The 22,285-nt window shown below is 68.8% G+C and carries 24 protein-coding genes and 1 tRNA gene; 16 read left to right on the forward strand and 9 right to left on the reverse strand.

All coding sequences use genetic code 11. The features are described 5' to 3' along the window. Window positions 1-108: 108 nt before the first annotated feature. Window positions 109-1,206: a phytase gene (locus ACIQC9_RS12965; RefSeq protein ID WP_400616548.1), complete on the forward strand. Its 1,098-nt coding sequence runs from the start codon at window positions 109-111 to the stop codon at window positions 1,204-1,206. Between the two features lie 61 nt (window positions 1,207-1,267). Here ACIQC9_RS12965 and ACIQC9_RS12970 read toward each other — a convergent pair. Then, a tRNA-Gly gene (locus ACIQC9_RS12970) sits at window positions 1,268-1,342 on the reverse strand. Window positions 1,343-1,518: 176 nt separating this feature from the next. After that, window positions 1,519-2,301, reverse strand: a complete 783-nt coding sequence (locus ACIQC9_RS12975; protein WP_400616551.1) for an SDR family oxidoreductase — start codon at window positions 2,299-2,301, stop codon at window positions 1,519-1,521. A 54-nt stretch (window positions 2,302-2,355) separates the two neighbouring features. On the opposite strand from ACIQC9_RS12975, the gene ACIQC9_RS12980 reads away from it, so the two are divergent. Next, window positions 2,356-2,751: a YkvA family protein gene (locus ACIQC9_RS12980; protein WP_400616553.1), complete on the forward strand. Its 396-nt coding sequence runs from the start codon at window positions 2,356-2,358 to the stop codon at window positions 2,749-2,751. Here the strand turns inward: ACIQC9_RS12980 and ACIQC9_RS12985 are convergent. Both ACIQC9_RS12985 and ACIQC9_RS12990 read right to left on the reverse strand, forming a co-directional pair. After that, window positions 2,748-3,473: a 2OG-Fe(II) oxygenase gene (locus tag ACIQC9_RS12985; RefSeq protein WP_400616555.1), complete on the reverse strand. Its 726-nt coding sequence runs from the start codon at window positions 3,471-3,473 to the stop codon at window positions 2,748-2,750. The genes ACIQC9_RS12980 and ACIQC9_RS12985 overlap by 4 nt on opposite strands. Before the next feature lie 3 nt (window positions 3,474-3,476). Beyond that, window positions 3,477-4,478 (reverse strand): NADPH:quinone oxidoreductase family protein, encoded by a 1,002-nt coding sequence (locus ACIQC9_RS12990; protein WP_400616557.1) that lies wholly within the window; start codon window positions 4,476-4,478, stop codon window positions 3,477-3,479. 99 nt (window positions 4,479-4,577) lie between these two features. Here ACIQC9_RS12990 and ACIQC9_RS12995 point away from each other — a divergent pair, with 99 nt between their 5' ends. Then, window positions 4,578-5,447 carry an isoaspartyl peptidase/L-asparaginase family protein gene (locus ACIQC9_RS12995; RefSeq protein WP_400616559.1) on the forward strand — a complete coding sequence of 290 codons (870 nt, stop codon included), beginning with the start codon at window positions 4,578-4,580 and terminating at the stop codon, window positions 5,445-5,447. A gap of 394 nt (window positions 5,448-5,841) precedes the next feature. Then, window positions 5,842-6,468 carry a hypothetical protein gene (locus ACIQC9_RS13000; RefSeq protein ID WP_400616561.1) on the forward strand — a complete coding sequence of 209 codons (627 nt, stop codon included), beginning with the start codon at window positions 5,842-5,844 and terminating at the stop codon, window positions 6,466-6,468. Window positions 6,469-6,561: 93 nt separating this feature from the next. Here the strand turns inward: ACIQC9_RS13000 and acnA are convergent, their stop codons facing one another. Beyond that, window positions 6,562-9,294 (reverse strand): aconitate hydratase AcnA, encoded by a 2,733-nt coding sequence (gene acnA, locus ACIQC9_RS13005; protein WP_400616563.1) that lies wholly within the window; start codon window positions 9,292-9,294, stop codon window positions 6,562-6,564. Window positions 9,295-9,495: 201 nt separating this feature from the next. Here acnA and ccmA point away from each other — a divergent pair, with 201 nt between their 5' ends. Together ccmA and ccmB are read left to right on the forward strand one after the other, a co-directional pair. Continuing rightward, complete coding sequence (gene ccmA, locus ACIQC9_RS13010; RefSeq protein ID WP_400616566.1) at window positions 9,496-10,092, forward strand: heme ABC exporter ATP-binding protein CcmA; 597 nt, start codon at window positions 9,496-9,498, stop codon at window positions 10,090-10,092. Continuing rightward, window positions 10,089-10,754, forward strand: a complete 666-nt coding sequence (ccmB, locus tag ACIQC9_RS13015) for a heme exporter protein CcmB (protein WP_400616568.1) — start codon at window positions 10,089-10,091, stop codon at window positions 10,752-10,754. The genes ccmA and ccmB overlap by 4 nt, the downstream gene beginning before the upstream one ends. On the opposite strand, the gene ACIQC9_RS13020 is transcribed toward ccmB, so the two are convergent. Further along, window positions 10,751-10,975, reverse strand: a complete 225-nt coding sequence (locus tag ACIQC9_RS13020; RefSeq protein ID WP_400616570.1) for an alkylphosphonate utilization protein — start codon at window positions 10,973-10,975, stop codon at window positions 10,751-10,753. The genes ccmB and ACIQC9_RS13020 overlap by 4 nt on opposite strands. 87 nt (window positions 10,976-11,062) lie before the next feature. Here ACIQC9_RS13020 and ccmC point away from each other — a divergent pair, with 87 nt between their 5' ends. From ccmC to ACIQC9_RS13055, 7 genes are all read left to right on the forward strand, one after another. Next, complete coding sequence (gene ccmC, locus ACIQC9_RS13025) at window positions 11,063-11,785, forward strand: heme ABC transporter permease CcmC (protein ID WP_400616572.1); 723 nt, start codon at window positions 11,063-11,065, stop codon at window positions 11,783-11,785. A gap of 3 nt (window positions 11,786-11,788) precedes the next feature. Next, window positions 11,789-11,941, forward strand: coding sequence for a heme exporter protein CcmD (gene ccmD / locus ACIQC9_RS13030; protein ID WP_400616574.1), 153 nt, complete (start codon window positions 11,789-11,791; stop codon window positions 11,939-11,941). After that, the gene (locus ACIQC9_RS13035; protein ID WP_400616575.1) at window positions 11,938-12,534 is read left to right on the forward strand and encodes a DsbE family thiol:disulfide interchange protein; all 597 of its coding nucleotides are present in this window, start codon (window positions 11,938-11,940) and stop codon (window positions 12,532-12,534) included. Before ccmD ends, ACIQC9_RS13035 begins: the two co-directional genes overlap by 4 nt. A gap of 34 nt (window positions 12,535-12,568) precedes the next feature. Beyond that, window positions 12,569-12,808, forward strand: coding sequence for a hypothetical protein (locus ACIQC9_RS13040; protein ID WP_400616577.1), 240 nt, complete (start codon window positions 12,569-12,571; stop codon window positions 12,806-12,808). Between the two features lie 18 nt (window positions 12,809-12,826). Next, a complete protein-coding gene (locus ACIQC9_RS13045) occupies window positions 12,827-13,606 on the forward strand; it encodes a DUF1223 domain-containing protein (protein ID WP_400616579.1) in 780 nt (259 codons plus the stop codon). A 97-nt stretch (window positions 13,607-13,703) separates the two neighbouring features. After that, window positions 13,704-14,420, forward strand: coding sequence for a hypothetical protein (locus ACIQC9_RS13050; RefSeq protein WP_400616581.1), 717 nt, complete (start codon window positions 13,704-13,706; stop codon window positions 14,418-14,420). Window positions 14,421-14,428: 8 nt separating this feature from the next. Then, window positions 14,429-16,150, forward strand: a complete 1,722-nt coding sequence (locus tag ACIQC9_RS13055) for a CHAT domain-containing protein (protein WP_400616583.1) — start codon at window positions 14,429-14,431, stop codon at window positions 16,148-16,150. Here ACIQC9_RS13055 and ACIQC9_RS13060 read toward each other — a convergent pair. The 3 genes from ACIQC9_RS13060 to ACIQC9_RS13070 are packed head-to-tail and all read right to left on the reverse strand — an operon-like array spanning window position 16,147 to window position 19,018. Then, window positions 16,147-17,223, reverse strand: a complete 1,077-nt coding sequence (locus ACIQC9_RS13060) for a phosphotransferase family protein (protein WP_400616585.1) — start codon at window positions 17,221-17,223, stop codon at window positions 16,147-16,149. The genes ACIQC9_RS13055 and ACIQC9_RS13060 overlap by 4 nt on opposite strands. After that, on the reverse strand, window positions 17,220-18,713 hold the full coding sequence (gene glpK / locus ACIQC9_RS13065; RefSeq protein ID WP_400616587.1) for a glycerol kinase GlpK: 1,494 nt from the start codon (window positions 18,711-18,713) through the stop codon (window positions 17,220-17,222). Before glpK ends, ACIQC9_RS13060 begins: the two co-directional genes overlap by 4 nt. After that, on the reverse strand, window positions 18,710-19,018 hold the full coding sequence (locus tag ACIQC9_RS13070) for a hypothetical protein (protein ID WP_400616589.1): 309 nt from the start codon (window positions 19,016-19,018) through the stop codon (window positions 18,710-18,712). The genes glpK and ACIQC9_RS13070 overlap by 4 nt, the downstream gene beginning before the upstream one ends. A gap of 62 nt (window positions 19,019-19,080) precedes the next feature. On the opposite strand from ACIQC9_RS13070, the gene ACIQC9_RS13075 reads away from it, so the two are divergent. From ACIQC9_RS13075 to ACIQC9_RS13085, 3 genes are read left to right on the forward strand one after another with little or no spacing between them, the layout of a single operon-like run. After that, window positions 19,081-20,067: a threonine/serine dehydratase gene (locus tag ACIQC9_RS13075; RefSeq protein WP_400616591.1), complete on the forward strand. Its 987-nt coding sequence runs from the start codon at window positions 19,081-19,083 to the stop codon at window positions 20,065-20,067. A 54-nt stretch (window positions 20,068-20,121) separates the two neighbouring features. Continuing rightward, complete coding sequence (locus tag ACIQC9_RS13080) at window positions 20,122-20,574, forward strand: MaoC family dehydratase (protein ID WP_400616594.1); 453 nt, start codon at window positions 20,122-20,124, stop codon at window positions 20,572-20,574. A 22-nt stretch (window positions 20,575-20,596) separates the two neighbouring features. After that, window positions 20,597-22,258, forward strand: a complete 1,662-nt coding sequence (locus ACIQC9_RS13085) for an MFS transporter (RefSeq protein WP_400616596.1) — start codon at window positions 20,597-20,599, stop codon at window positions 22,256-22,258. Window positions 22,259-22,285: the final 27 nt, after the last annotated feature.

Genomic DNA, 22,285 nt, shown 5'->3' on the forward strand with positions numbered 1-22,285 from the left:
ACGGAAGGCTTGTCGCGAAGCTGACGCCAAACCGTCGCGGATCTCGCGTTGACGCCCGCGCGGACCGTATGGTCAGGCCGGGGCCATCAATCCTGTGAGGGGCACACCATGACGATCCGAACCCTGATGATCGCGGCCGGCGCCGCGGCTCTGCTGGCGGGCTGCGCCACCCATGAAGTGGACTTCCAAGGCGAGGGCGAAGGCTTCGTCGGCGAGGGTTCGCCCGTCCGCGCCGTGCTCGAGACCCCGTCAGTCGGCACCGGCGGGGGCGAGGACGCCGCGGATGATCCCGCCATCTGGGCCTCGGCGACGCCGGTGACCGTGAATGGCAAGTCCAGCCCGGGCTTCGTCGCCGGCACCGACAAGAAGGCCGGCCTCTACATCTACGACTTCGACGGTCAGGTGATGCAGTTCCTGCCCGAGGGTCTGTTGAACAACGTCGATGCGACCGAGGGGCTGTCGGTGGGCGGCAAGCCCATGGTGGTTCTGGGCGCAAGCGACCGGACGCCGGGCCGGATCGGCATCTCGCTCTATCTGTTCGACCCCGCCGGGACCGGCGAGAACGCGGTTCGCAGCTGGGGCTACATCCCCACCGACGTGGTCGAGCCCTACGGCTTCTGCTTCGCGCGTCGCGGAGCCGAGGTTCACGCTGTACTCGTCGGGCATGAGGGCGAGCTGCGTCAGTATGTGCTGATCGCTGACGCCGCCGGCCAGCCGTCGACGCGTCTGGTTCGCCGGGCCGAGATCGGCACGATCTCAGAGGGCTGCGCCGCCGACGAGGCGACCAGCGCCCTCTATATCAAAGAGGAGAACGTCGGCCTGTGGCGCTATGACCTCGACCCGGCCACAGGCGGCGCCCGCACGCTGATCCAGCCGATCGAGGCCGGCAAGCTGGTGGCCGACGCCGAGGGCCTGACCATTCTGGCTGACGGCGCCGCCCGCTATCTGATCGGCTCCAGCCAGGGCGACTCGACCTTCCCGGTGTGGCGCATCGACGGCGCCGCGCCCGAGTACAAGGGCCGGTTCGTGGTCGTCGACGGCCCGGTGGACGGCGTGACCGGCACGGACGGCCTCGCGGCCATGGGCGGCCGGGTTGGGCGCTTCCCCGAAGGCGTCGTCGTCATTCAGGACGACGTCAACGACGTGGGCACCCAGAACTTCAAATACGTCGACTGGCGCGACATCCGGACGGCCCTCGGCCTGTAGAGCCCCGGGACCCGGACGCAACAAAGGCCCGGTCTTGCGACCGGGCCTTTTCTGTTTCGACTGGAGCGGGCGAGGCGATTCGAACGCCCGACCCCAACCTTGGCAAGGTTGTGCTCTACCCCTGAGCTACGCCCGCGCTTCAGTCGAGGGCGGGCGTATAGCGGAGGGTCCTGCCTGACGGCAAGCCCCTTTTTTGCTGGCCGCAGTCAAAAGGCTCCGCCTTTTCGACCCGACGCGGCCTGGCGCTCCGCGCAGCACCTTGCGCTCAAGCAGCGAGCGACCGCGTCGCGAGCGGTAGCGCGCTTCCGCCCGTCAGCGCGGCGCCAGACGGATAGCCCCATCGAGCCGGATGCATTCGCCGTTGATGTAGACGTTGCGGGCGAGCTCCAGCACGAGGCTGGCGTAGTCGGCGGGCGTGCCCAGACGGCTTGGGAAGGGGATGGCGGCGGCCAGCGCGTCCTGAATCTTCTGGTCCATGCCCGCCATCATCGGCGTCCACATGATGCCAGGCAGGATGGTGTTGCAGCGGATGCCTTCCTGGGCGAGGTCGCGGGCGACCGGCAGGGTCATGGCGTAGACGCCGCCCTTGGACGCCGAATAGGCCGCCTGACCGATCTGGCCGTCCTGCGCCGCCACCGAGGCGGTGTTTACGATCAGGCCCCGCTCGCCGTCGGCCATGGGCTCCAGCGTGACCATGCCCAGCGCCGACTGCGACAGGACGCGATAGGTGCCGAACAGGTTGACCCGCACGGTGCGCTCGAAGCTGGCCATGTCGTGGCTGCGGATCTCGCCGGTGTCCTTCTTGCGCGAGACGGTCTTCTGGCCCGTGGCGATGCCGGCGCAGTTGACGGTCAGGCGCTCCTGCCCGTGGGCGGCGCGGGCCTTTTCGAAAGCCGCCGCGACGGACGCGTCATCGGTGACGTCGACCTGACAGAAGACGCCGCCGATCTCGGCCGCAATGGCCTCGCCCTTCTCGGCGTTGAGGTCGAACAGGGCGACCTTCGCGCCCGTCGCCGCGATGGCCCGCGCCGTGCCTTCCCCGAGGCCGGAGGCGCCGCCCGTAACCACCGCCGAGATCGAACCGTCGAGTTTCATGGCCGGAGCCCCTATGTTGGTTGAACCTTGAGATCGCCGCGGGGTTTAGCCGCCATGTCCGTCAAAGCCAAACCGATGACGCCGGAGGAGGCTCTGGATCCCTCCAGAGCCCTCGTGCCCTCTGTCCAGCGCGTCAACGAAGTGCGCGTCAGGAGCGGTTTCTGGCCCAAGCTGCGGCGCACGGCGGCCCGCATCCCGTTCGCGAAGCAGCTGGTCAGCGTATGGTATTCCGCCCGCGACCCGGAGACGCCGATGGCGGCCAAGGGGATCATGATGGGGGCGCTGGCCTATTTCGTCCTGCCGATCGACGCCATTCCCGACATCTTCGCCGGCATCGGCTTCACCGACGACGCGGCGGTGATCACGGCCCTGATCGCGACGCTGGGCGCCAACATCAAGAGCCGGCACCGCCAGCAGGCCGAAGAGGCGCTGGAGCGGTTGAAGGACTAGTCGGGCCGGCTCGAACGGATCCAGCCGGTGATGGCCAGCCGGTCGCCGCCGGCGAAGGGCGTCACCATCGACACCGAGTGCGGGGCGGGCACGGCGAAGACGTTCAGGGCGTTGAAGGCGGGCGTATAGGCCTCGGCCACGTGCCCGTCCTGATCGATGAACTGGAGCAGACCGCCCCGGTCCACGCTCCACCCGGGCGTCAGATTCATCACATAGGCGAACAGCCGGTTCTTGCCCTCGGCCTCATCCGTATGGGCGTTCAGATAGTCGCCGGGGCGATAGCGGGTGCACTGGGCGTCGCAATAGGTCGCGCGGTCATCGCCCGTCAGCGCCCGGACCCAGTCGAGAAAGACGTCGCCGTTGAGGAAGTCATGGAAGGCCTCGGCCGGGTGACCGGTGCGTCGCCCCGCCTCGATCTCGTCCGAGACCGGCCAGGTGTCGAAAGCGTAGTGGAAACCGGTTCGGGCCTGCTGGCGCATCCCGGTTTCCAGCTCCGTCCGCCGTGCATCCGGCAGAGCGTCCCAATCGCCGGCGGTCATCGTGAAGGGGGTCTGGCCCAGCAGCAGGGAACGGGTCCACGAGGTGGCTCCGGTCAGCGCTTCATGCAGGGTCGCGGCGCTTCCGGCGTCCAGAAAATCGGGCGCATGCAGTCGGCCGGCGCGGCGGAAGACCGGGCCGATGGTTGCGGGATCGAGATGGCGTCCGATCTGGAACCCGGCCAAGCGTCAGTCCTCGACCGTCACCACGACCTTGCCCATGACCGAGCGGTCGCCCAGCGCCTTGATCGCCTCGTGGGCGCGTTCCAGCGGGAAGGTACGGCTGACGCGGGGCCTGATCTTGCCTTCGCTCCAGAAGCGGAACAGGTCGGCCATGTTGGCGGCGTGGGCGGCCGGGTCGCGCATGACGGCCGCGCCCCAGAAGACCCCGATGACGGACACCGACTTCAGCAAGGTCAGGTTCAAGGGCAAGGCGGGGATGCCGGCAGGGAAGCCGACGACCAGATAGCGGCCGTTCCAGTCCATGGCGCGCAGGGCCGGCTCGCAGTAGTCGCCGCCGACCGCGTCATAGACCACGTCCGGCCCGTCGCGGCCCGAGGCCAGCTTCAGCTCGCCCGACAGCTCCTTCTGGGCCGCCTTGTCCATCTTGCCGGAGGGATAGATCAGGCCGTTGTCCGCGCCGGCCTCCAGCGCGAACTGGACCTTGTCGTTGGTCGAGGCGGCCGCGGTGACGGAGGCGCCCATGGCCTTGCCCAGCTCGACCGCCGCGACGCCCACGCCGCCGGCGGCGCCCAGCACCAGAAGGCGCTCGCCCGGCTGCAGGTTCGCCCGGTCCTTCAGCGCGTAGTAGGAGGTGCCGTAGGTCATCACCAGCGCGGCGGCGGTCTGGAAATCCATGCCGTCGGGGATCTTCATCACCGAGGCGGCGGGCACGGCCAGCCGCTCGACCATACCGCCCCAGCCGGGCACGGCGATGACCCGGTCGCCCTTGAAGACGCCCTTGACCCCTTCGCCCACGGCCTCGACCACGCCGGCCACCTCGCCGCCTGGCGAGAAGGGGCGGGTCGGTTTGAACTGGTACTTGTCCTCGATGATCAGGGTGTCGGGGAAGTTCACGCCGACGGCCTTCACCTCGATCACGACCTCGCCCTTCTGCGGCCGGGGATCCAGCACCTCCTCGACGACGAGGGATTCCGGACCGCCGGGGGCCTTGGACAGGACTGCGCGCATGAAACTCTCCGGAGAGGCGCGGCCTCGGTGGCGCGCCCGGTCCGGGAACGCTAAGCAGCCCCACGCCCGTTGAAAAGAGGCGATCGGGAGACGCGAGACATGACGGCCCTCATCCTGCACGGCGGAGCCGGCGCCCGACGCGAGCGCAACTACGACCGCGAGGTCGTGCACATGCGCGAGGTCGTCGAGGCCATGAAGGTCCGGCTGGACGCGGGAGAGGCCGCGCTGGACGTGGCCGTCGAGGCGGTGGTCATGCTGGAGAATTCGGGCCTCTACGTCGCCGGGCGCGGAGCCTCGCCCAATCTGGCCGGCGAGTACGAACTGGATGCCAGCCTGATGGACGGCGACGGACGGCGGCCGGGAGCGGTTGCGGCGCTGCAGGGTTTCCGCAATCCTGTGCGGGCTGCGCGGGCGGTGCTGGACCACACGCCGCATGTGATGCTGGTCGGCGCGGGCGCGGGTCAGTTCTGCGCCGCTCAGGGTCTGGACCGGATCGAGGACCCCGAGAGCTGGTTTACGAAGGCGGGCAAGGGCGAGGACAACCATCCGCCGGGCGTGCTGAGCCACGGCACCGTCGGCTGCTGTGTGCTGGACAGCCGGGGCCGGCTGGCGGCGGCGACCTCGACGGCGGGCGTCTTCGGCAAGATGCCGGGGCGGGTCGGCGATACGCCCATCCTCGCCGCCGGGACATGGGCTGACGACCGGATCGCGGCCTCCGGCACCGGTCAGGGCGAGTATTTCATGCGGGTGGCGGCGACGGCCCAGGTCAGCTGGCGCGTGGCGGCGGGCCAGTCGCTCGCCGAGGCGACCCGGGGCGTCATCGACGAGATCGGCGGTCTGGGCGGCGACGGCGGGCTGATCGCGCTGGACCAGCACGGGAACATCGCCCAGCCCTACAACAGTCAGGGCATGAAGCGGGCGTGGCTGACTATCGATGGCAAGATCGAGGTCGCGGTCTTCGACGATTAACGAACGTTGGTTCGTGATGCGGGCGTTCCGGATTGAGCGACGTCCGGAAAACACCGTACGAAGCGTCCGATGCGTCCGATGCGTCCGGGTCATCCGGGTGCGAGTCGTCGCGTCGGTGGCTCTCATACAGAAGATTGTATCCGAGCCCTGCGTCAGAACCGGTCGCAGGCCATGGACGCTAGTGATGCATCGACCAAGATGCGACGAAGACGGTCTCTGTGCGCCGTCAGTTCATCCAGCGTTCACGGACCCGGCACTCACCTCGATGGGTTGAGGGAGGAACGTTATGGAACAAGATTCTGGAGGTCTGGCGGACAAGACCCGGCAGGGGGATGCAGAAGCCGTCTGGACCCTTCGGCCCCGTTTGGTTCGTCTGCTTGGCATGGGCGCCGTCATGCTGATGATGTCCGCCTGCACGACGATGGACAAACCGGAGTTTGTCGGCGGCGCCCCCATCGCTATCGCAAACGCCGGGCGCGACGTGAAGGTTCGTTGGGTCTGGACCGAGCTGGGGCCGAATGCTCGAAGAAGCCACTTCCGCATAAGGGATGACGCCTACGACCTGCCGTTGATCGCCGATCCTCACAGCCCGGAATATTCCAGTCGGGAAACAGAACGCGCACAGAGACGTCAACTCATGGAGTGGGAGCTTGAGGAAGACATCTCTCACCAGGTTCTCGAGGAACTGAAGGCCTGCACGAACGGCGGCCGCATGGTCGATGTCCTCGTGAGGATCGAAGACCTTCAGTACTATGCATTTGAGGAGTCGGAGGGCGAGGATCGCATAGCTGCCGTCATAGAATTCTTTGAGACCGATGGATCGGGCCCTGTCGGCCGCTATCCCGTCCGGGCGGCGGCGGCGCGTACGTTCTCCGTCGAGGCGACGTCCGGAGGGGAGGGCTGGTCTATCGGGATCAATGATCGCGAAGACCGCATGGCGGAGCGGCTTGGGCGGGAGATCTGCAAGGAGACGTTCGACAGCACCGCTCGTCCGTCGTGGTGGCGGAACATGACCGACTGACAGAATGCGAAAACGGCCGGCGGAGCGATCCGCCGGCCGTTCTGCATTCTGGCTGCGCTAACGCTCGCCGCGCGGCGGCTCGCCGTTTGAGCGCTATTCCGCCGCGACCGCTTCCGGAGCCGGGGCGGTAGAACCGCCGGCGAGGTTGCGCAGGACGTAGGGCATGACGCCGCCGGCCTTGAAGTAGTCCAGCTCGGTCTGGTTATCGATACGGCAGCGGACCGGGAAGCGGGCCATCTTGCCGTCCGACGGGCGGAACAGCTCGACCCACAGGTCCTGACGCGGACGCAGGCGGCCGATGTTGACGTCCGACAGGCCGCGGATGGTGACGATTTCCTCGCCCGTCAGGTTCAGCTTCTGCCAGCCGTCCGTCTTGAACTGCAGCGGCACGACGCCCATTCCGACGAGGTTGGAGCGGTGGATGCGCTCGTAGCTCTCGGCGATGACGGCGCGGACGCCCAGCAGGCGGGTGCCCTTGGCGGCCCAGTCGCGCGACGAGCCGGTGCCGTATTCCTTGCCCGCGAAGACGACCAGCGGACGCCCTTCGGACTGGTAGCGCATGGCCGCGTCGTAGATCGACATCGTGTCCTGCGACGGGAAGTGCTTCGTCACGCCGCCTTCGATGTCCGGGGTGATCCGGTTGCGGATGCGGATGTTGGCGAAGGTGCCGCGCATCATGACTTCGTGGTGGCCACGGCGGGCGCCGTAGCTGTTGAAGTCCAGCGCATCGACGCCGTGGTTGGTCAGCCAGACGCCGGCGGGCGAGGTCTTCTTGATCGAACCGGCCGGGCTGATGTGGTCGGTGGTGATCGAGTCGCCGAAGATGGCCAGAACGCGCGCCTCGACGATGTCGGTGACCGGGGTCGGCTCCATCGACAGGCCCTCGAAATAGGGCGGGTTGGCGACGTAGGTCGAGCTGTCATCCCACTGATAGGTCTGGCCGCCCGTGACCTTGATGTTCTGCCAGTGCTTGTCGCCCTTGAAGACGTCCTTGTAGCGCTTGGCGAACATGGCCGGGGTGACGGACTTGCGCTGGATGTCGGCGACTTCCTGCGAGGTCGGCCAGATGTCCTTCAGGAAGACGTCCTTGCCCTTCTTGTCCTGACCGATCGGGTCCTTCGAGATGTCGATGCGCATCGAACCGGCGATGGCGTAGGCGACGACCAGCGGCGGTGAGGCGAGATAGTTGGCCTGCACGTCCGGGTTCACCCGACCCTCGAAGTTGCGGTTGCCCGAGAGCACGCTGGTGGCGACCAGGGCGTTGTCGTTGATCGCCTTCGAGATCGCCGGATCCAGCGGACCCGAGTTGCCGATGCAGGTGGTGCAGCCGTAGCCGACCAGATTGAAGCCCAGCGCGTCCAGATCCTTCTGCAGGCCGGCGTCGGTCAGATAGTCGGTCACAACCTGCGAGCCTGGGGCCAGCGAGGTCTTGACCCAGGGCTTGGCCTTCAGGCCCAGCGCATTGGCCTTGCGCGCCACCAGACCGGCGGCGATCAGGACCGACGGGTTGGAGGTGTTGGTGCAGCTGGTGATGGCCGCGATGACGACGTCGCCGTCGCCGACGGTGAACTTCTCGCCGTCGACGGTTGCGCGAGCGGCGTCGGCCGGGCGGCTGAACACGCTGGCCAGAGCCTCTTCGAAGGCCGGGGCGGCGTTGGTCAGTTCAACGCGGTCCTGCGGACGCTTCGGTCCGGCCAGCGACGGCACGACCGAGGCGAGGTCCAGTTCGAGGGTGTCGGTGAAGACCGGCTCTTCCGAGGTTTCGTCGATCCACAACCCTTGAGCCTTGGCATAGGCTTCAACCAGGGCGACGCGCGCCTTGTCGCGGCCCGTGGCGGTCAGATAGTCGATGGTCGCGCGCGAGACCGGGAAGAAGCCGCAGGTGGCGCCGTATTCCGGGGCCATGTTGGCGATGGTCGCCTGATCTTCCAGCGTCATCCCGGCCAGCGCATCGCCGAAGAACTCGACGAACTTGCCGACCACGCCCTTCTTGCGCAGCATCTGGGTGACGGTCAGCACCAGATCGGTGGCGGTCGCGCCTTCCGGCAGCTTGCCGGTCAGTTTGAAGCCGATGACTTCCGGGATCAGCATCGGGATCGGCTGGCCCAGCATGGCCGCCTCGGCCTCGATGCCGCCCACGCCCCAGCCCAGAACGGCCAGACCGTTGATCATGGTCGTGTGGCTGTCGGTGCCCACGACGGTGTCGGGATAGGCGACGGTCTTCTTGCCCTCTTCCAGCGTCCAGACGGTCTGGGCCAGGTTCTCGAGGTTCACCTGGTGGCAAATGCCGGTGCCGGGGGGCACGACGCGGAAGTTGTTGAAGGCCGACGAGCCCCAGCGCAGGAAGTTGTAGCGCTCGATGTTGCGCTCGTACTCGCGCTCCACGTTCTGGCCGAAGGCCTTGGCGTCACCGAAGTGGTCGACCATGACCGAGTGGTCGATGACCAGATCGACGGGGTTCAGCGGGTTGATCTTCGACGCGTCGGCGCCCAGCGCGCTCATGGCGTCGCGCATGGCGGCCAGATCGACAACGGCCGGAACGCCGGTGAAGTCCTGCATCAGCACGCGGGCCGGACGGAAGGCGATCTCGTGCTCGACCGAGCCCTTGTTCTCCAGCCAGGCGGCCATGGCCTGCAGGTCGGCCTCGGTGACGGAGACGCCGTCCTCGTTGCGCAGCAGGTTCTCGAGAAGGACCTTCATCGAGCGCGGCAGGCGGGAAATCCCGGCCAGACCGGCTTCCTCGGCGGCGGGAAGGCTGTAATAGGCGTATTTCTTGCGCCCGACGGAAAGGTCCTGACGGGTCTTGAGGCTGTCGTTCGACGGCATGGAGAGGCTTCCTCTGGTCAACGCCGCCCGACAATCCGGTTGCACGATCGCGCGGTCGACGGCGGGGCGCACAGGTCCCCGACGCGCGCGGCGAACGCCTGCTGCGGCGACCGCGCATATAGCGAGGCTCGGGTTGCACGTCCATGAATCCATGACGCGTGGAGGGTCATTGAGAGGGGTTCGCAACTGGGGCGGCTGCGGATGATCGAGGTCGAGGGCCTGACCTTGTCGCGTGGCGGGCGGGTGCTGTTCCGCGACCTGTCGTTCGCGCTGGCGTCCGGCGAGGCGCTGGCGCTGACCGGAGCGAACGGCGCGGGCAAGACTTCGCTGCTGAGATTTATAGCGGGGTTTGTTGAGGCTGACGCCGGCCGGCGCGTCTTTGCTTCTGAGGGATCAGAGGCGAGGACCGACATGTTTCACTGGCTGGGCCATCTCGACGGTCTGAAGGGCGGGCGTCCGGCGCGGGACGAGCTGGCGTTTCAGGCGCAGTGGCTGGGGGCCGACGCTGACGGCACCGAGGCGGCCATCGATGTGCTCGCCCTGCGCCCGCTGCTGGATCTGGAGGTGCGCAAGCTGTCGGCGGGGCAGCGCCGGCGTCTGGCCTTCGCCCGTCTGATCGCATCGCCCCGGCCGTTGTGGCTGCTGGACGAACCGCTCAGCCCGCTGGATGCCCGATGGCGCGAGGCGGTCGGCGTGCTGATGCAGGCGCATCTGGACAAGGGCGGGGCCATTCTCGCCGCCGTGCATGATCCGCTGCCGGTCCCGTCGCGCACTCTTGATCTTGGGGCGGGACGGTGAGGGCGCTTATGGTCCTGTGGCGGCGCGAGCTGGCGCTGGCGTGGGGCGGCGGCGGCGGGCCCCTGCTGGCCTGCGGCTTCCTGCTGTGCCTCACGGTGTTGATCCCGCTGGCGGCGGGCGGCGATCCGGCGGGGCTGAGGCCGGTGGCGGGCGGCCTGACGTGGGTGTCGCTGGCGGTGGCCTCGATCCTGTCGCTGGAGCGGCTTTTCGAGCGGGATTTCGAGGACGGCGCGCTGGACCTGATCGCGCTGGGCCCCGCGCCGCTGGAACTGGTCGTCATCGCCAAGGCCAAGGCGCAGTGGCTCGCGGTCGGTTGGCCGCTGGCCCTGACCGCCCCGGTCGCCGCCGTCACTCTTGGTCTGCCGCCCGTGCTCGCGCCGCTGACTGCGCTCGCCGCCCTGATCGGCGGGCTGGCGTTCGCCCTGACCGGGGCGCTGGGTGCGGCGCTCGCGCTGGGATCGAAGCGCGGCGGGCTGCTGATCGCGGTGATCGTCCTGCCGCTCTATATTCCCCCGGTGGTGTTCGGCGCGGGCGCGCTGGAGCAGGCGGCGACCGGTCTTTCGCCCTTGCCGGCGCTGGCGCTGCTGGTCGCCTATGTGCTGTTCGCCGGAGTGATCACGCCCTTCGCCGGAGCGGCGGCGATCAGGAATGCGCAGGGCTAGGCCTTCTTCACGAACTCGGTCCGCAGCACGAGCCCACGCACCTTCTCGACATTGGCTTCAATCTCTTCCACGTCGCCGGTCAGGCGAATGTTCTTCACCAGCGTGCCGCGTTTCAGCGTCACCCCGCCCGATCCCTTGACCTTCAGATCCTTGATCAGGGTCACGCTGTCGCCGTCGGCCAGAAGGTTGCCGTTCGAATCCCGCACGATGTCTTCGCTCATAAAGCCCCTCTAGCAGACGCGGCGCTCTGGCACAGCGCATGGCGGCGTATAGCGCGTGCAGCAATCAGTCTCTAAAGAGCCGCTCTGATGTTCGGCTTGGCCAATCCTGATCGTTTCGCTCGCTTTACCGCGCCGCTCGTGCCGGTGCTTTGGGGGCTGGCCGCTATTCTGTTCGGCGTGGGCGTCTGGCTGAGCTTCATCGCGCCCGAGGACTATCAGCAGGGCGACACCGTGCGGATCATGTTCGTGCATGTGCCAGCGGCGTCGGTGGGGCTGGGCATCTATCTGGCGCTAGGGATTTCCAGCTTCTTCGCGCTGGTGTTCCGGCATCCGCTGGCCGATGCGGCGGCGCGGGCGGCGGCGTTGCCGGGGGCGGCCTATACGTTTCTGGCTCTGGTCACCGGCAGCCTGTGGGGCAAGCCCATGTGGGGCGCATGGTGGGTGTGGGGCGACGCCCGCCTGATGAGCGAGCTGATCCTGCTGCTGTTCTACATCGGCTATATGGCGCTGAGGGCCTCGATCGACGATGAGGCGAAGGCTGCGCGAGCCGCGGCCGTGCTGGGGCTGGTCGGGCTGATCAACCTGCCCATCGTCAAGTTTTCGGTCGACTGGTGGAACACCCTGCATCAGCCGGCGTCGCTGCTGCGGTCCGAGGGGCCGTCGGTGACGGGCGACATCCTCGCGCCGCTGCTGGTCATGATGGCGGCCTATGGCCTGCTGTTCCTCGCGGTCTGGCTGACCGAGATCCGCACCGAGATCGTACGCCGCCGTGTCATGGGGCTGCGCGCCCGACGGGCGATCGAGGCCTGACGCATGCTGGACTTCGACATGGGCGCCTACGCCGCCTACGTGTGGCCCGCCTGGGGGATCAGCGTCGTGGTGCTGGCCGGGCTGGCCGTGCGATCGGCGCTGGCGTCACGCCGCTGGAAGGCGGAGCTGAAGCGGCTGGAGAAGGACCGGGCATGAACCGCTGGTGGGCCCTTCTGCCGCTGGCCGCCCTAATCGGGCTGGTCGCGTTCGCGGCGCTGCGTCTCGGGGATGCGGCGAGCGAGCGCATGGCGGGGCGCGGCAATGAGTATCGTCCGGACGCGCTCGTCGGACAGCAGATCCCGGAAACCGTCCTGCCCATCCTGACCGGCGAGGTCGCGGGGCCGGGGCAGGTGGACCTGAAGACGGCCGGCGTCGGCCGGCCGATGCTGGTCAACGTCTTCGCCAGCTGGTGCGCGCCGTGCCGGGTCGAGCATCCGCAGTTGATGGCGCTGAAGGACCGCGGCGTCGCGGTGGTCGGGGTGGCGTGGAAGGACGATCCGATCAACACCCGCGCCTTCCTCGACGAACTGGGCGATCCCTATTCGATGGTGCTGATGGATCAGAACGGCCGTGCGGGGCTGGATCTGGGCATCACGGGCGCGCCGGAGACCTTCGCCGTCAACGCCATGGGTCAGGTGGTGGCCAAAGCGTCCGGGCCTCTGGTTGATCAGGCCGAGATCGACCGGCTGGTCGAGGCGATACAGGCGCCGGCCCGTCAGCCGCCCACGGCGACCGAACGGGCGCGTTAACCCTTTTCCGACGGATTCCGTTAACCCTGTCGGCATGAGCGCGATTCGCCCGCACACGCCGTCTCCCCTGTTCCCGACGCAGGTCCCGCCGTCACCGGCGCGCGCGTCCCGGTCGGACTTCTTCCGCGCCGCTCTGGATCAGGCGCAGGGCGTGCAGAGCGCCCCGCCGACCGTCGTCGACACGCCGGTGCGCGCCGTGCCCCGCAGCCAGACCCCGGCCGACGCGCCCGAGATCTTCGCGCGGCCCGGTTCCCTGCTCGACATCCGGATCTGATTTCCGGCTCACGCGAAAATGAGCGGCGTGATCCCGAACGCCGTGATTAAGGTTCGCGCCATGCGCAAGGGCCGGATCACGCCTGCCGCGGCCGGTCTGGCCGTACTCGTCGCGGCGGCCTCATCGGTCTCGCCGTCGACCGCCCGCACGTCGCGCGAAGAGCCGGTGGTGGTCGAGCTGTTCACCGCCCAGGGCTGCGCCGGCTGCCCGCAGGCCAACGCCCAGCTGGAGGCCGTCGCGGCCGAACCCGGGGTCATCGCCCTGACCTACGCCGTCGACTATTGGGACTGGCAGGGGTGGAAGGACACCTTCGCCAAGCCCGAGTTCAGCCAGCGCCAGCGCGCCTACGCCCGGCCGCTGCAGCAGCGCTCCGTCTCGACGCCCCAGCTGGTTATCGACGGCCGGCGCGAACTGTCGGGTGCGCCCGAGACCGACCTTCAAGCCGCCATCGACGAGGAAGCCGCCCGTCGCGGCGCGCCGCCCGAGATCGAGTTCCGCGAAACCGGCGACCGTGTCGGCGTCGGCTCCGGCCGGGCGCCCGAGGGCGGGGCCGAGGTGGTGGCGGTGGTGTTCACCCCCGGACCGCAGTCGGTGCAGATCCGTTCGGGCGACAACCGCGGCCGGACGGTGCGGCACATGAATGTGGTGCGCTCGGTGCGCAGTCTCGGCGACTGGACCGGCCGGCCGGTTCTCTACGCCCTGCCGGAGGGGCTGGCGGCCAACCAGTCGGTGGCGGTGATGGTTCAGGCCAAGCGCGATCGCCGCATTCTGACCGCCGCGGTCGCCGACCGGCCCTGACGCCGCGAGTCAGCTTCCGTCAGTACCCCTGTTCCGCCGGAGCGGGACAGTGCATGATCGGCCCCGTGACGACGGGGCGCGGCATCGAGGTGACGTCATGACATCGGGCAAGTTCGCGCTCGCCGCCCTCGTCGCGGCCGGGGCTGTCGCCGCCGCCTGCGGCACCACGGCCATCGCCCGACAGGACCGCGAGGCCCTGATCACTCCGGAGGCGAAAGGCGTCGCCCAGACCGTCACCGCCGCCGAACTGGCCGCCTGGGGCCGCGAGCGCCGCGATCCCGGTGCGCTGGTCATGGCCGCCCGGCTTCTGGCCGAGGTGCCGATGCGCGAGGGTCAGGCCGGCGATCCGGGAGCAGGCTTCCTGACGCCCGAAGCCCTGATGGCCGAGGCGCGTGCGCTACGACCCGGCGATGAGGAACTCGCCGATGCGCTGGACGAGATCGTGGTGACCGGCTCGCGGGTGGCCTCGGGCGCCGTTGCGCCAGCGGCGCCGTCCGCCGCCCTACGGGGCGTCGCGGACTCGCCGTTCGGGGCCGGGCCGGTGTCGACGGTCAAACAGCTGAGGGCACGCGAGCGCTGGGGCTTTGAGGTCAACGCCCGCGCGGGCGAGGTGCTGCGCGTCGCGGCCATCGGTGACGGGGACACCGACATCAACCTGATGGTGCTGGACGAGCGGGGACGCGCGGTCTGCACCGACGGCTTCGGCGACCACTATCCGGTTTGCACCATCGCACCGCGCAGCGGCGGCAAGATGCGGATCGACATCGTCAATCGCGGCGCGGTCTGGACCAAGGTCCAGGTGCTCAGCAACTAGGAGACGCCATGGCGGGGGCTGGGGGCGGCCTGAGCGGATCACTGAAGCGGGGGCTGATCGGACTGGCGGCCCTGGCCTTGCTGGTTCCGGCGTCCGCACCCGCGCGTGACGACACGCCGGACGCCCTGCGCGCGCAGGCCTTCGAGGCCGCGCAGTGGGCCATGTCTTCAGAGGCCGCCGACGCGCTCGCCCTCGTATCCGCCCGCTTTGCGCAGGGCGACGACGCGCTGGCCCGGCTGGCCGAGCGGCGCGAGGCGCTGGTGGTCGAGCGCGACCGGCTGGAGCGCAGGTTGGAAGGCCTCTACGTCAGCGAGGACGCCGCGGCCCTGACCGCCCGCGCCGAAGCGCGACAGGCGTGGGAGGCCGCCAATCGCGACCTCGCCGCCGCCGATGTGGACATCCGGGCGCGCTTTCCCGCCTATGCCGATCTGACCAACCCGCGGGCGCTCGCCGTCGACCGGGTGCAGGCCCTGCTGAAGCCGGACGAGGCCCTGCTGCTGGTGCTGGTCAATCCGGAAGCGACCTATGTCTGGGGCGTCACCCGCGAGCGCGTCGTCTGGGCGCGGTCCGATCTGGGCGAGACGGAGATCGATGCCGCCGTGCAGACCCTGCGGTCGTCGCTGACCGCGACGGCGGCGCGGGGCGATAATCTGGCCCTCTACGCCGGGCCCCAGCCGCCGGTGTTTCAACGGGCGGTCGCGTATGATCTGTATACGGAGCTTGTCCGGCCGGTGGAGGCAGCGTTCGAGGGCAAGACGACGCTGGTGACGGTCGCGACCGGCTCCTTGGCGACCCTGCCGTTCTCTGTCCTGACCACGGCCCCGCCGCATGGCCGGGATGCGTCCCGACGCGCGCTGGCCGCCACGCCGTGGCTGATCGACCGCTATGCGCTGGCGGCCCTGCCGTCGGTGTCCAGTCTGGAATCCCTGCGCTGCCATCTGGCCAGCGCCGGGACGCGCAGCCCCGGGTGTCTCACGGGCGGACCCGCGGCCCGGCCCGCCCGCCCGACCGGCTCGCCGCTCGCGGCCTATGGCGCGCCGTTGCTGACGGGCGCCCCGGATGACAGCGGGCGCGGCGCGGAGGGTGCGGACATGATCGGCGGGGGGCGGCTGGCGGACGTCGCGAAGCTGCGCGCCCTGCCGTATCTGAAGGGGTCGCAGCAGGAGCTTGAGGCGCTGAAGGCGCGTTATCCCTCCGCCCTCGTCCGGATGGGCGCGGAGGCGACGGAAGGCGCGGTGAAGGCCGACGATCGCGGCGCCCTGTCGGAAGCCCGCTATGTGCTGTTCTCCACCCACGGTCTGATGGCGGGCGCCGCCGCAGCCGAGCCGGGTCTGGTGCTCACGCCGCCGGATGAGGCCAGCGAGCTGGATGACGGCTATCTGTCGGCGTCGGAGGCGGCGCAGCTGAGGCTGAACGCGGAGTTCGTGGTTCTCTCGGCCTGCAATACCGCGGCCTCGGACGGGCGGCCGGGCGGAGAGGGCTTGTCCGGGCTGGCGCGGGCCTTCTTCTACGCCGGAGCGCGATCGGTGCTGGTGTCGCACTGGGCGGTGTCGGACGCGGCCACGACGACCCTGATCACCTCCGCCTTCGCCGATCTGGACGCGGGCGGCGCCCGGCCCGCAGCCCGGGCACGCGCCTTGCAGGCGGGGGTGCGCGAGGTGCGAAAGGATCCGCGCTGGTCGCATCCGGCCTACTGGGCGCCGTTCAGCCTCGTGGGCGACCCCGGCTAGGCCCCGGCCTTCCGCGCGAACGACCAGGCGCCCTCCGCCAGGGTCGGTACCTGCCCGGCCATCAGCTTCGCTTGGGGACTGGCGGCGGTGCCGTCGCGGACCCGGCCGGCGATGCCCTGACAGATGGCGGCCAGCCGGAACAGATTGTAGGCGAACAGCCAGTCGAGGTTGGCCGGCGCCGCGCCGGTACGCGCCGCATAGCGGGCGACCGTCTCTTCCACCGACGGAATGCCGAGCGCCGCGATGTCGGCCCCCGCCAGCCCGTTCCGCTGCGTCGCCGGAATGACCCAGCCGATCAGCAGGTAGGAGAAGTCCGCCATCGGATCGCCCAGCGTCGACAGCTCCCAGTCCAGCACGGCGCGGACCTCGGGGCCATCCGGGGCGAGGATCAGGTTGTCGAGGCGGAAATCGCCGTGGACGATGCGGGGCGCGGCCTCGGCCGGCAAACTGTCGGGCAGGAAGGCGATGAGGCGGTCCATGGCCGGGATCGGGTCGATCTCGGAGGCGCGGTACTGTTTGGTCCAGCGCCCCACCTGCCGCTCGAAATAGTTGCCGGGCCTGCCGTAGTCGCCCAGCCCGATGGCGGCGGGATCAAAGCGATGCAGGTCCGCCAGCGTATCGACCTGCGCCTCATAGATGGCGCGGCGCTGGTCCGGCTCCATGCCGGGCAGTTTCAGGTCCCACAGGACCCGGCCCTCGACCTTGTCCATGACGTAGAACATGGAGCCGATCACCGCATCGTCCGTGCACAGAGCACGTGGTCTGGCGACGGGGTAGCTCTGTGCGTGCAGGGCCGAAATGACGGTGAACTCGCGGTCCACGGCGTGGGCGCTGGGCAGCAGGGTTCCAGGCGGCTTGCGGCGCAGGACGTAGGTCCGTCCCGGAGTCGTCAGCTCATAGGTCGGATTGGATTGCCCGCCCTTGAACTGCCGCAGGGTCAGCGGGCCCTCGTAGCCGTCGACGTGTTCGCGCATCCACGCGTCCAGCGCGGCGACGTCCAGTGCGTGACGCGGGTCGACGTCCCGGGTGCCCGAGAAGGTGGACTGGGGATCGGTGAGGGCGGGATCAGTCATTGGGCGGCGATGATGGCCGCGCGCACCGCCCCGCGCCAGCCCTTCAGCAGCCGTTCCCGCTCGTCCGGCCCCATTCGCGGCGTCCAGCGGGCCGGGGCCTCGACGGGATGGTCCTTCAGGTCCGGGATCAGGCTGACGCCGAGCGCGGCCAGCTTGGCGGCCCCCAGCGCCGTCATCTCCTGAAACGCCGGCCGCTCGACCGTCACCTCGCAGATGTCAGCGACGAACTGCATGGCGAAGGCGTTGGCGGTGACCCCGCCATCGACGCGGAGCACCGACAGCTTAGGCGCACCGTCCTTCTCCAGCGCGTCCAGCAGGTCGCGGGTCTGGTAGGCGAGGCTTTCGAGCGCAGCCCGCACCATATGCGCCGGTCCGCTGTCGCGGGTCAGCCCGACGATGGTTCCGCGCGCCCCCGGTTCCCACCACGGCGCCCCCAGTCCGGTGAAGCCGGGGACCAGATAGACGCCGCCGTTGTCCTTCAGGCCGGACGCCATGGCCTCGGACTGGCGCGATTCCGAAATGACCTTCAGCCCGTCCCTCAGCCACTGGATCGCCGAGCCGGCCGAGAAGATCGACCCCTCCAGCGCATAGGCCGTCACATCCCCGACTGCATAGCCGAGGGTGCCGAGCAGACGGCTTGTCGAGGTCACCGGCGCGTCGCCGACATTGGCCACCAGAAACGCGCCGGTGCCGTAGGTGATCTTGGCGTCGCCGGCGTTCAGCGCGCCATGCCCGACCAACGCCGCCTGCTGGTCCCCCGCCGCGCCATGGATCGGCAGGGCGGCCCCGAACAGGGACGGCTCGCAGTCGCCGAGATGATCGGCGCAGCCCCGGATGTCCGGCAGGGCCTCCATCGGCACGCCGAACAGGTCGGCCAGATCCGGTCGCCACTGCATCGTCCGCAGGTCCATCAGGCTGGTGCGGCTGGCGTTGGTGGCGTCGGTGACGTGGCTGGCGCCGCCGGTCAGCTTCCAGATCAGCCAGCTCTCGATCGTACCCAGCTTCACCTCGCCCCGCGCCGCCCGCTCGCGCGATCCGGGCACGGCGTCCAGCAGCCAGGCGAATTTCGAGGCGGAGAAATAGGGGTCGAGGATCAGGCCCGTCGCGGCCTGCACCTCTGGCTCATGCCCGGCCGCCGCCAGCCGGCCAGTGGCCTCGGCGGTGCGGCGATCCTGCCAGACGATGGCGCGGTGCAGGGGTTCGCCGGTCGCGGCGTCCCAGAGTACCGAGGTCTCGCGCTGGTTGGTGATGCCGACCGCGGCGAACCGGCCGATACCGCCGCCCTTGCGCACCACCTCGCGACAGGTCTGCAGCGTCGCGGTCCAGATCTCGCCGGCGTCATGCTCGACCCAGCCGGGCTTGGGGAAATGCTGCTCCAGCTCGATCTGGCTCACGGCGACGGGCCGCAGGGCGCCGTCTTCGCTGCACTCAAAGGCGATGGCGCGGGTGGAGGTCGTGCCCTGGTCGATGGCAAGGATCAGGCGGGTCATGTCTCGCGTCGTTTCCATGCCTCGACCCTCTGGATGGCCAGCTCCAGAGCGTCCCCAAACCCCGCTGTTGTTCCCCTCCATGTTTGCTCGAATTCCAGACCGTGGTCGGTGTCTACGGATCTCGCAGTAATGGCTATCGCTTCGGCTTCAGGCGGGTCGATGGAGATCTGAAAGCAGTCCCCGGGCAATGAACCGCTGATGTAAAAGAACCGCGCAGGCGCGTCGCCCCATTCGGTAAAGATGGTCCATCGTTCGGCTGCTGCTCGTCTGGCGAGTTGCGGGTCTATGATCCGGTAGAGGTCCATCCGCTGATCCTGCGCGGCGTCCGTCGTCTCGACAAGCGAGCAGATGCGGCTAAATGCACGACATGCATACAGCCTCCTTCGAAGGCGTCCGCGACGCCGCCCGCCAGATCGCCGGCCACGCCGTCCGCACACCCCTGATCGAGAGTCCGGCCCTGAACGAACGGCTGGGCGGGCGGGTGTTGCTGAAAGCCGAAAACCTGCAGCGGGCCGGAGCCTTCAAGTTCCGCGGCGCCTACAACCGCATCAGCCGGCTGACCCCCGATGAGCTGAAGCGCGGCGTGGTCGCCTATTCCTCCGGCAACCACGCGCAGGCGGTGGCGGCGGCGGCGCAGATGATGGGGACCAGCGCCATCATCGTCATGCCGGCCGACAGCCCGAAGGTGAAGGTCCAGGGCGTCATCGGCTTCGGCGGCGAGGTGCGGATGTACGATCGCTACACTGAGAGCCGCGAGGCCATCGGCGAGGAGATCGCCCGCACGCGCGGCTCCGTGCTGGTCCGTCCCTTCGACGATCCGTTCGTGATCGAGGGGCAGGGCACGACGGGACTGGAAATTGTCGAGCAGGCGCAGGCCGAGGGGGCCGATATCGACCAGCTTTTGTGCGGCGCCTCGGGCGGCGGGCTGATCGCGGGCATCAACCTGTCTCTGGCGGCGCTGGCGCCGCAGACGCCGGTGATCGGTGTGGAGCCGGAGGCCTATAACGACACCTTCCTGTCGCTTCAGGCGGGGGAGCGGTTGACCCATGCGCCGGTGGCGAAACCGTCGATCTGCGACGCCCTGATGACCGACCGGCCGGGCGAGCTGACCTTCCCGATCAACCGCCGGCTTGAGCGGGTCGTCACCGTGTCCGACGCCGAGGTCGCGGCGGCGGTGGCCTATGCCTTCCGTGTGCTGAAGCTTGTGGTCGAGCCGGGCGGCGCCGTGTCGCTGGCGGCGCTCCTGGCCGGCAAGGTCGAGGCGGCGGGCAGGACGACGGCGGTCGTGCTGTCAGGCGGCAACATCGACCCCGGCCTGTTCGCGGAGATCATCGAGGGCCGGTTCGTGGGGTGACCTTGCCCTTTCCCACGCCTCGGCTAGCGTGACCCTGAACAGGGGAGACGCGCCATGCCCAAGCCGACGGAACTCGCCGGTCTGATCGGGACCGAGGTCGGGGTCTCGAAGTGGTTCGAGATCGATCAGGCGCGCATCGACGCCTTCGCCGACGTCACCGAAGACCATCAGTTCATCCATGTGACCCCGGAGCTGGCGAAGCAGACGCCGTTCGGCGGCACGATCGCCCACGGCTTCCTGACCCTCAGCCTCGCCTCGGCCATGAGCTATGACGCGGTGAAGCCGCTGGAGGGGGTGGCGATGGGGGTCAACTACGGCTTCGACAAGCTGCGTTTCCTCGCCCCTGTGCCCGCCGGTTCGAAGGTGCGGGGCCGGTTCAAGCTGCTGTCGGCCGAGGACAAGGGGGGCGGGCGCTGGCTGATCAAGCATGAGCTGACCGTCGAGATCGAGGGCGGCGACAAGCCGGCGCTGATCGCGGAATGGCTGGGCATGCAGATTGTCGGCTGACGTCGGCTTCAGGGGGAATGATATGACCGACGCCGTCGCCGAACCGGAGCACAAGGTCGACCGCAACGACCGTCTGGTCATCCTCGCCTCGTCCGTCGGTACGGTGATCGAGTGGTACGACTTCTATCTGTACGGGTCGCTGGCGGCGATCATCACGGCCCAGTTCTTCTCGGGCGTGAACGAGACCACCGGGTTCATCTTCGCCCTGATGGCGTTCGCAGCGGGGTTTGCCGTCAGGCCGTTCGGGGCGATCGTGTTCGGGCGGCTGGGCGACCTGTGGGGGCGCAAGAACACCTTTCTGGTGACCATGCTGCTGATGGGGCTATCGACCTTCGTGGTCGGCTTGCTGCCGTCCTATGCGGCGATCGGGATCGCGGCGCCGGTGGTGTTGGTGGCCATGCGGCTGGTGCAGGGGCTGGCGCTGGGCGGGGAGTACGGCGGGGCCGCGACCTATGTGGCCGAGCATGCGCCGCCGGGCAAACGCGGCTTCTACACCAGCTTCATCCAGATCACGGCGACGGCGGGGCTGATGCTCAGCCTCGTGGTCATCCTCGGCGTGCGGGTGACGCTGGGCGAACAGGCGTTCGCGGACTGGGGCTGGCGCATTCCCTTCCTCGTCTCGATCCTGCTGCTGGGCGTGTCGTTGTGGATCCGGCTGAAGCTGGCGGAGAGCCCCGCCTTCCAGCGCATGAAGGCCGAGGGCAAGGGGTCGTCGACGCCGCTGAAGGACAGCTTCGGCAAATGGCCGAACCTCAGGCTGGTGCTGATCGCCCTGTTCGGTCTGGCCGCCGGTCAGGCGGTGGTCTGGTACACGGGCCAGTTCTACGCCCTGTTCTTCCTCGAAAAGATTCTCAAGGTCGACGCCGCGCTGGCCAATACGCTGATCGCCGTCGCCCTGCTGCTGGCGACGCCCTTCTTCATCTTCTGGGGCTGGCTGTCGGACAAGGTCGGGCGCAAGCCGATCATTCTCGCCGGGTGTCTGCTGGCGGCCGCGACCTATTTCCCGCTGTTCCACGCCCTGACCGACGCGGCCAATCCCCGACTGGGCGCGGCGGTCGCGAGCGCGCCGGTCACGGTCTACGCCGACCCGGTGGACTGTTCGGTGCAGTTCGATCCGGTCGGCAAGGCGAAGTTCAACAGCTCGTGCGACCTCGCCAAATCGTACCTGGCGAAGGCCGGGGTTACCTATGAAAACGTCGCCGCCCCGGCCGGAACGGTGGCTGAGGTGCGGATCGGGTCCGCCTCTGTGGTTCCGTCGTTCCGGGGCGAGGCGCTGCCTGCAGCCGACTTCGCCGGGCAGAAGAAGACGTGGGAAACCAGCCTCGGCGAGGCCCTGTCCTCGGCCGGCTATCCGCTCAACGCCGACAGCGCGCTGGTGAACAAGCCGCTGGTCGTCGGCATCCTGTTCGTGCTCGTCTTCTATGTGACCATGGTCTACGGGCCGATCGCGGCGGCGCTGGTGGAGATGTTCCCGACCAACATCCGCTATACCTCCATGTCCCTGCCCTATCACATCGGCAACGGCTGGTTCGGCGGCTTCCTGCCCACCACGGCCTTCGCCATGGTCGCGGCCACGGGGAATATCTACTACGGTCTCTGGTATCCGATCGCGATCGCGGTGCTGACGGTCATCGTGGGCGCGCTACTGGTGAAGGACGGCAAGGACGTGGACATTCACGCCTGAGCTTTGGCGCGTTCACCTCCCGGCAAC

The organism is Brevundimonas sp. NPDC092305 (assembly GCF_044755415.1).
In the GTDB taxonomy this organism is placed as follows: domain Bacteria; phylum Pseudomonadota; class Alphaproteobacteria; order Caulobacterales; family Caulobacteraceae; genus Brevundimonas.

Bases quoted from the DNA above. Each gene is read 5' to 3' on its own strand.
- ACIQC9_RS12980 (WP_400616553.1), top strand. From the start codon at position 2,356: ATGTCCGTCAAAGCCAAACCGATGACGCCGGAGGAGGCTCTGGATCCC.
- ACIQC9_RS13060 (WP_400616585.1), bottom strand. From the start codon at position 17,223: ATGACTGATCCCGCCCTCACCGATCCCCAGTCCACCTTCTCGGGCACC.
- ACIQC9_RS13000 (WP_400616561.1), top strand. From the start codon at position 5,842: ATGCTGATGATGTCCGCCTGCACGACGATGGACAAACCGGAGTTTGTC.
- ACIQC9_RS13080 (WP_400616594.1), top strand. From the start codon at position 20,122: ATGCCCAAGCCGACGGAACTCGCCGGTCTGATCGGGACCGAGGTCGGG.
- glpK (WP_400616587.1), bottom strand. From the start codon at position 18,713: ATGACCCGCCTGATCCTTGCCATCGACCAGGGCACGACCTCCACCCGC.
- ACIQC9_RS12990 (WP_400616557.1), bottom strand. From the start codon at position 4,478: ATGCGCGCAGTCCTGTCCAAGGCCCCCGGCGGTCCGGAATCCCTCGTC.
- ACIQC9_RS13035 (WP_400616575.1), top strand. From the start codon at position 11,938: ATGAACCGCTGGTGGGCCCTTCTGCCGCTGGCCGCCCTAATCGGGCTG.
- ACIQC9_RS13045 (WP_400616579.1), top strand. From the start codon at position 12,827: ATGAGCGGCGTGATCCCGAACGCCGTGATTAAGGTTCGCGCCATGCGC.
- ACIQC9_RS13085 (WP_400616596.1), top strand. From the start codon at position 20,597: ATGACCGACGCCGTCGCCGAACCGGAGCACAAGGTCGACCGCAACGAC.
- ACIQC9_RS13055 (WP_400616583.1), top strand. From the start codon at position 14,429: ATGGCGGGGGCTGGGGGCGGCCTGAGCGGATCACTGAAGCGGGGGCTG.
- ACIQC9_RS13050 (WP_400616581.1), top strand. From the start codon at position 13,704: ATGACATCGGGCAAGTTCGCGCTCGCCGCCCTCGTCGCGGCCGGGGCT.
- ACIQC9_RS13070 (WP_400616589.1), bottom strand. From the start codon at position 19,018: ATGGACCTCTACCGGATCATAGACCCGCAACTCGCCAGACGAGCAGCA.
- ACIQC9_RS12965 (WP_400616548.1), top strand. From the start codon at position 109: ATGACGATCCGAACCCTGATGATCGCGGCCGGCGCCGCGGCTCTGCTG.
- ACIQC9_RS13040 (WP_400616577.1), top strand. From the start codon at position 12,569: ATGAGCGCGATTCGCCCGCACACGCCGTCTCCCCTGTTCCCGACGCAG.
- ccmD (WP_400616574.1), top strand. From the start codon at position 11,789: ATGCTGGACTTCGACATGGGCGCCTACGCCGCCTACGTGTGGCCCGCC.
- acnA (WP_400616563.1), bottom strand. From the start codon at position 9,294: ATGCCGTCGAACGACAGCCTCAAGACCCGTCAGGACCTTTCCGTCGGG.
- ACIQC9_RS12995 (WP_400616559.1), top strand. From the start codon at position 4,578: ATGACGGCCCTCATCCTGCACGGCGGAGCCGGCGCCCGACGCGAGCGC.
- ACIQC9_RS13020 (WP_400616570.1), bottom strand. From the start codon at position 10,975: ATGAGCGAAGACATCGTGCGGGATTCGAACGGCAACCTTCTGGCCGAC.
- ccmA (WP_400616566.1), top strand. From the start codon at position 9,496: ATGATCGAGGTCGAGGGCCTGACCTTGTCGCGTGGCGGGCGGGTGCTG.
- ccmC (WP_400616572.1), top strand. From the start codon at position 11,063: ATGTTCGGCTTGGCCAATCCTGATCGTTTCGCTCGCTTTACCGCGCCG.
- ACIQC9_RS12975 (WP_400616551.1), bottom strand. From the start codon at position 2,301: ATGAAACTCGACGGTTCGATCTCGGCGGTGGTTACGGGCGGCGCCTCC.
- ACIQC9_RS13075 (WP_400616591.1), top strand. From the start codon at position 19,081: ATGCATACAGCCTCCTTCGAAGGCGTCCGCGACGCCGCCCGCCAGATC.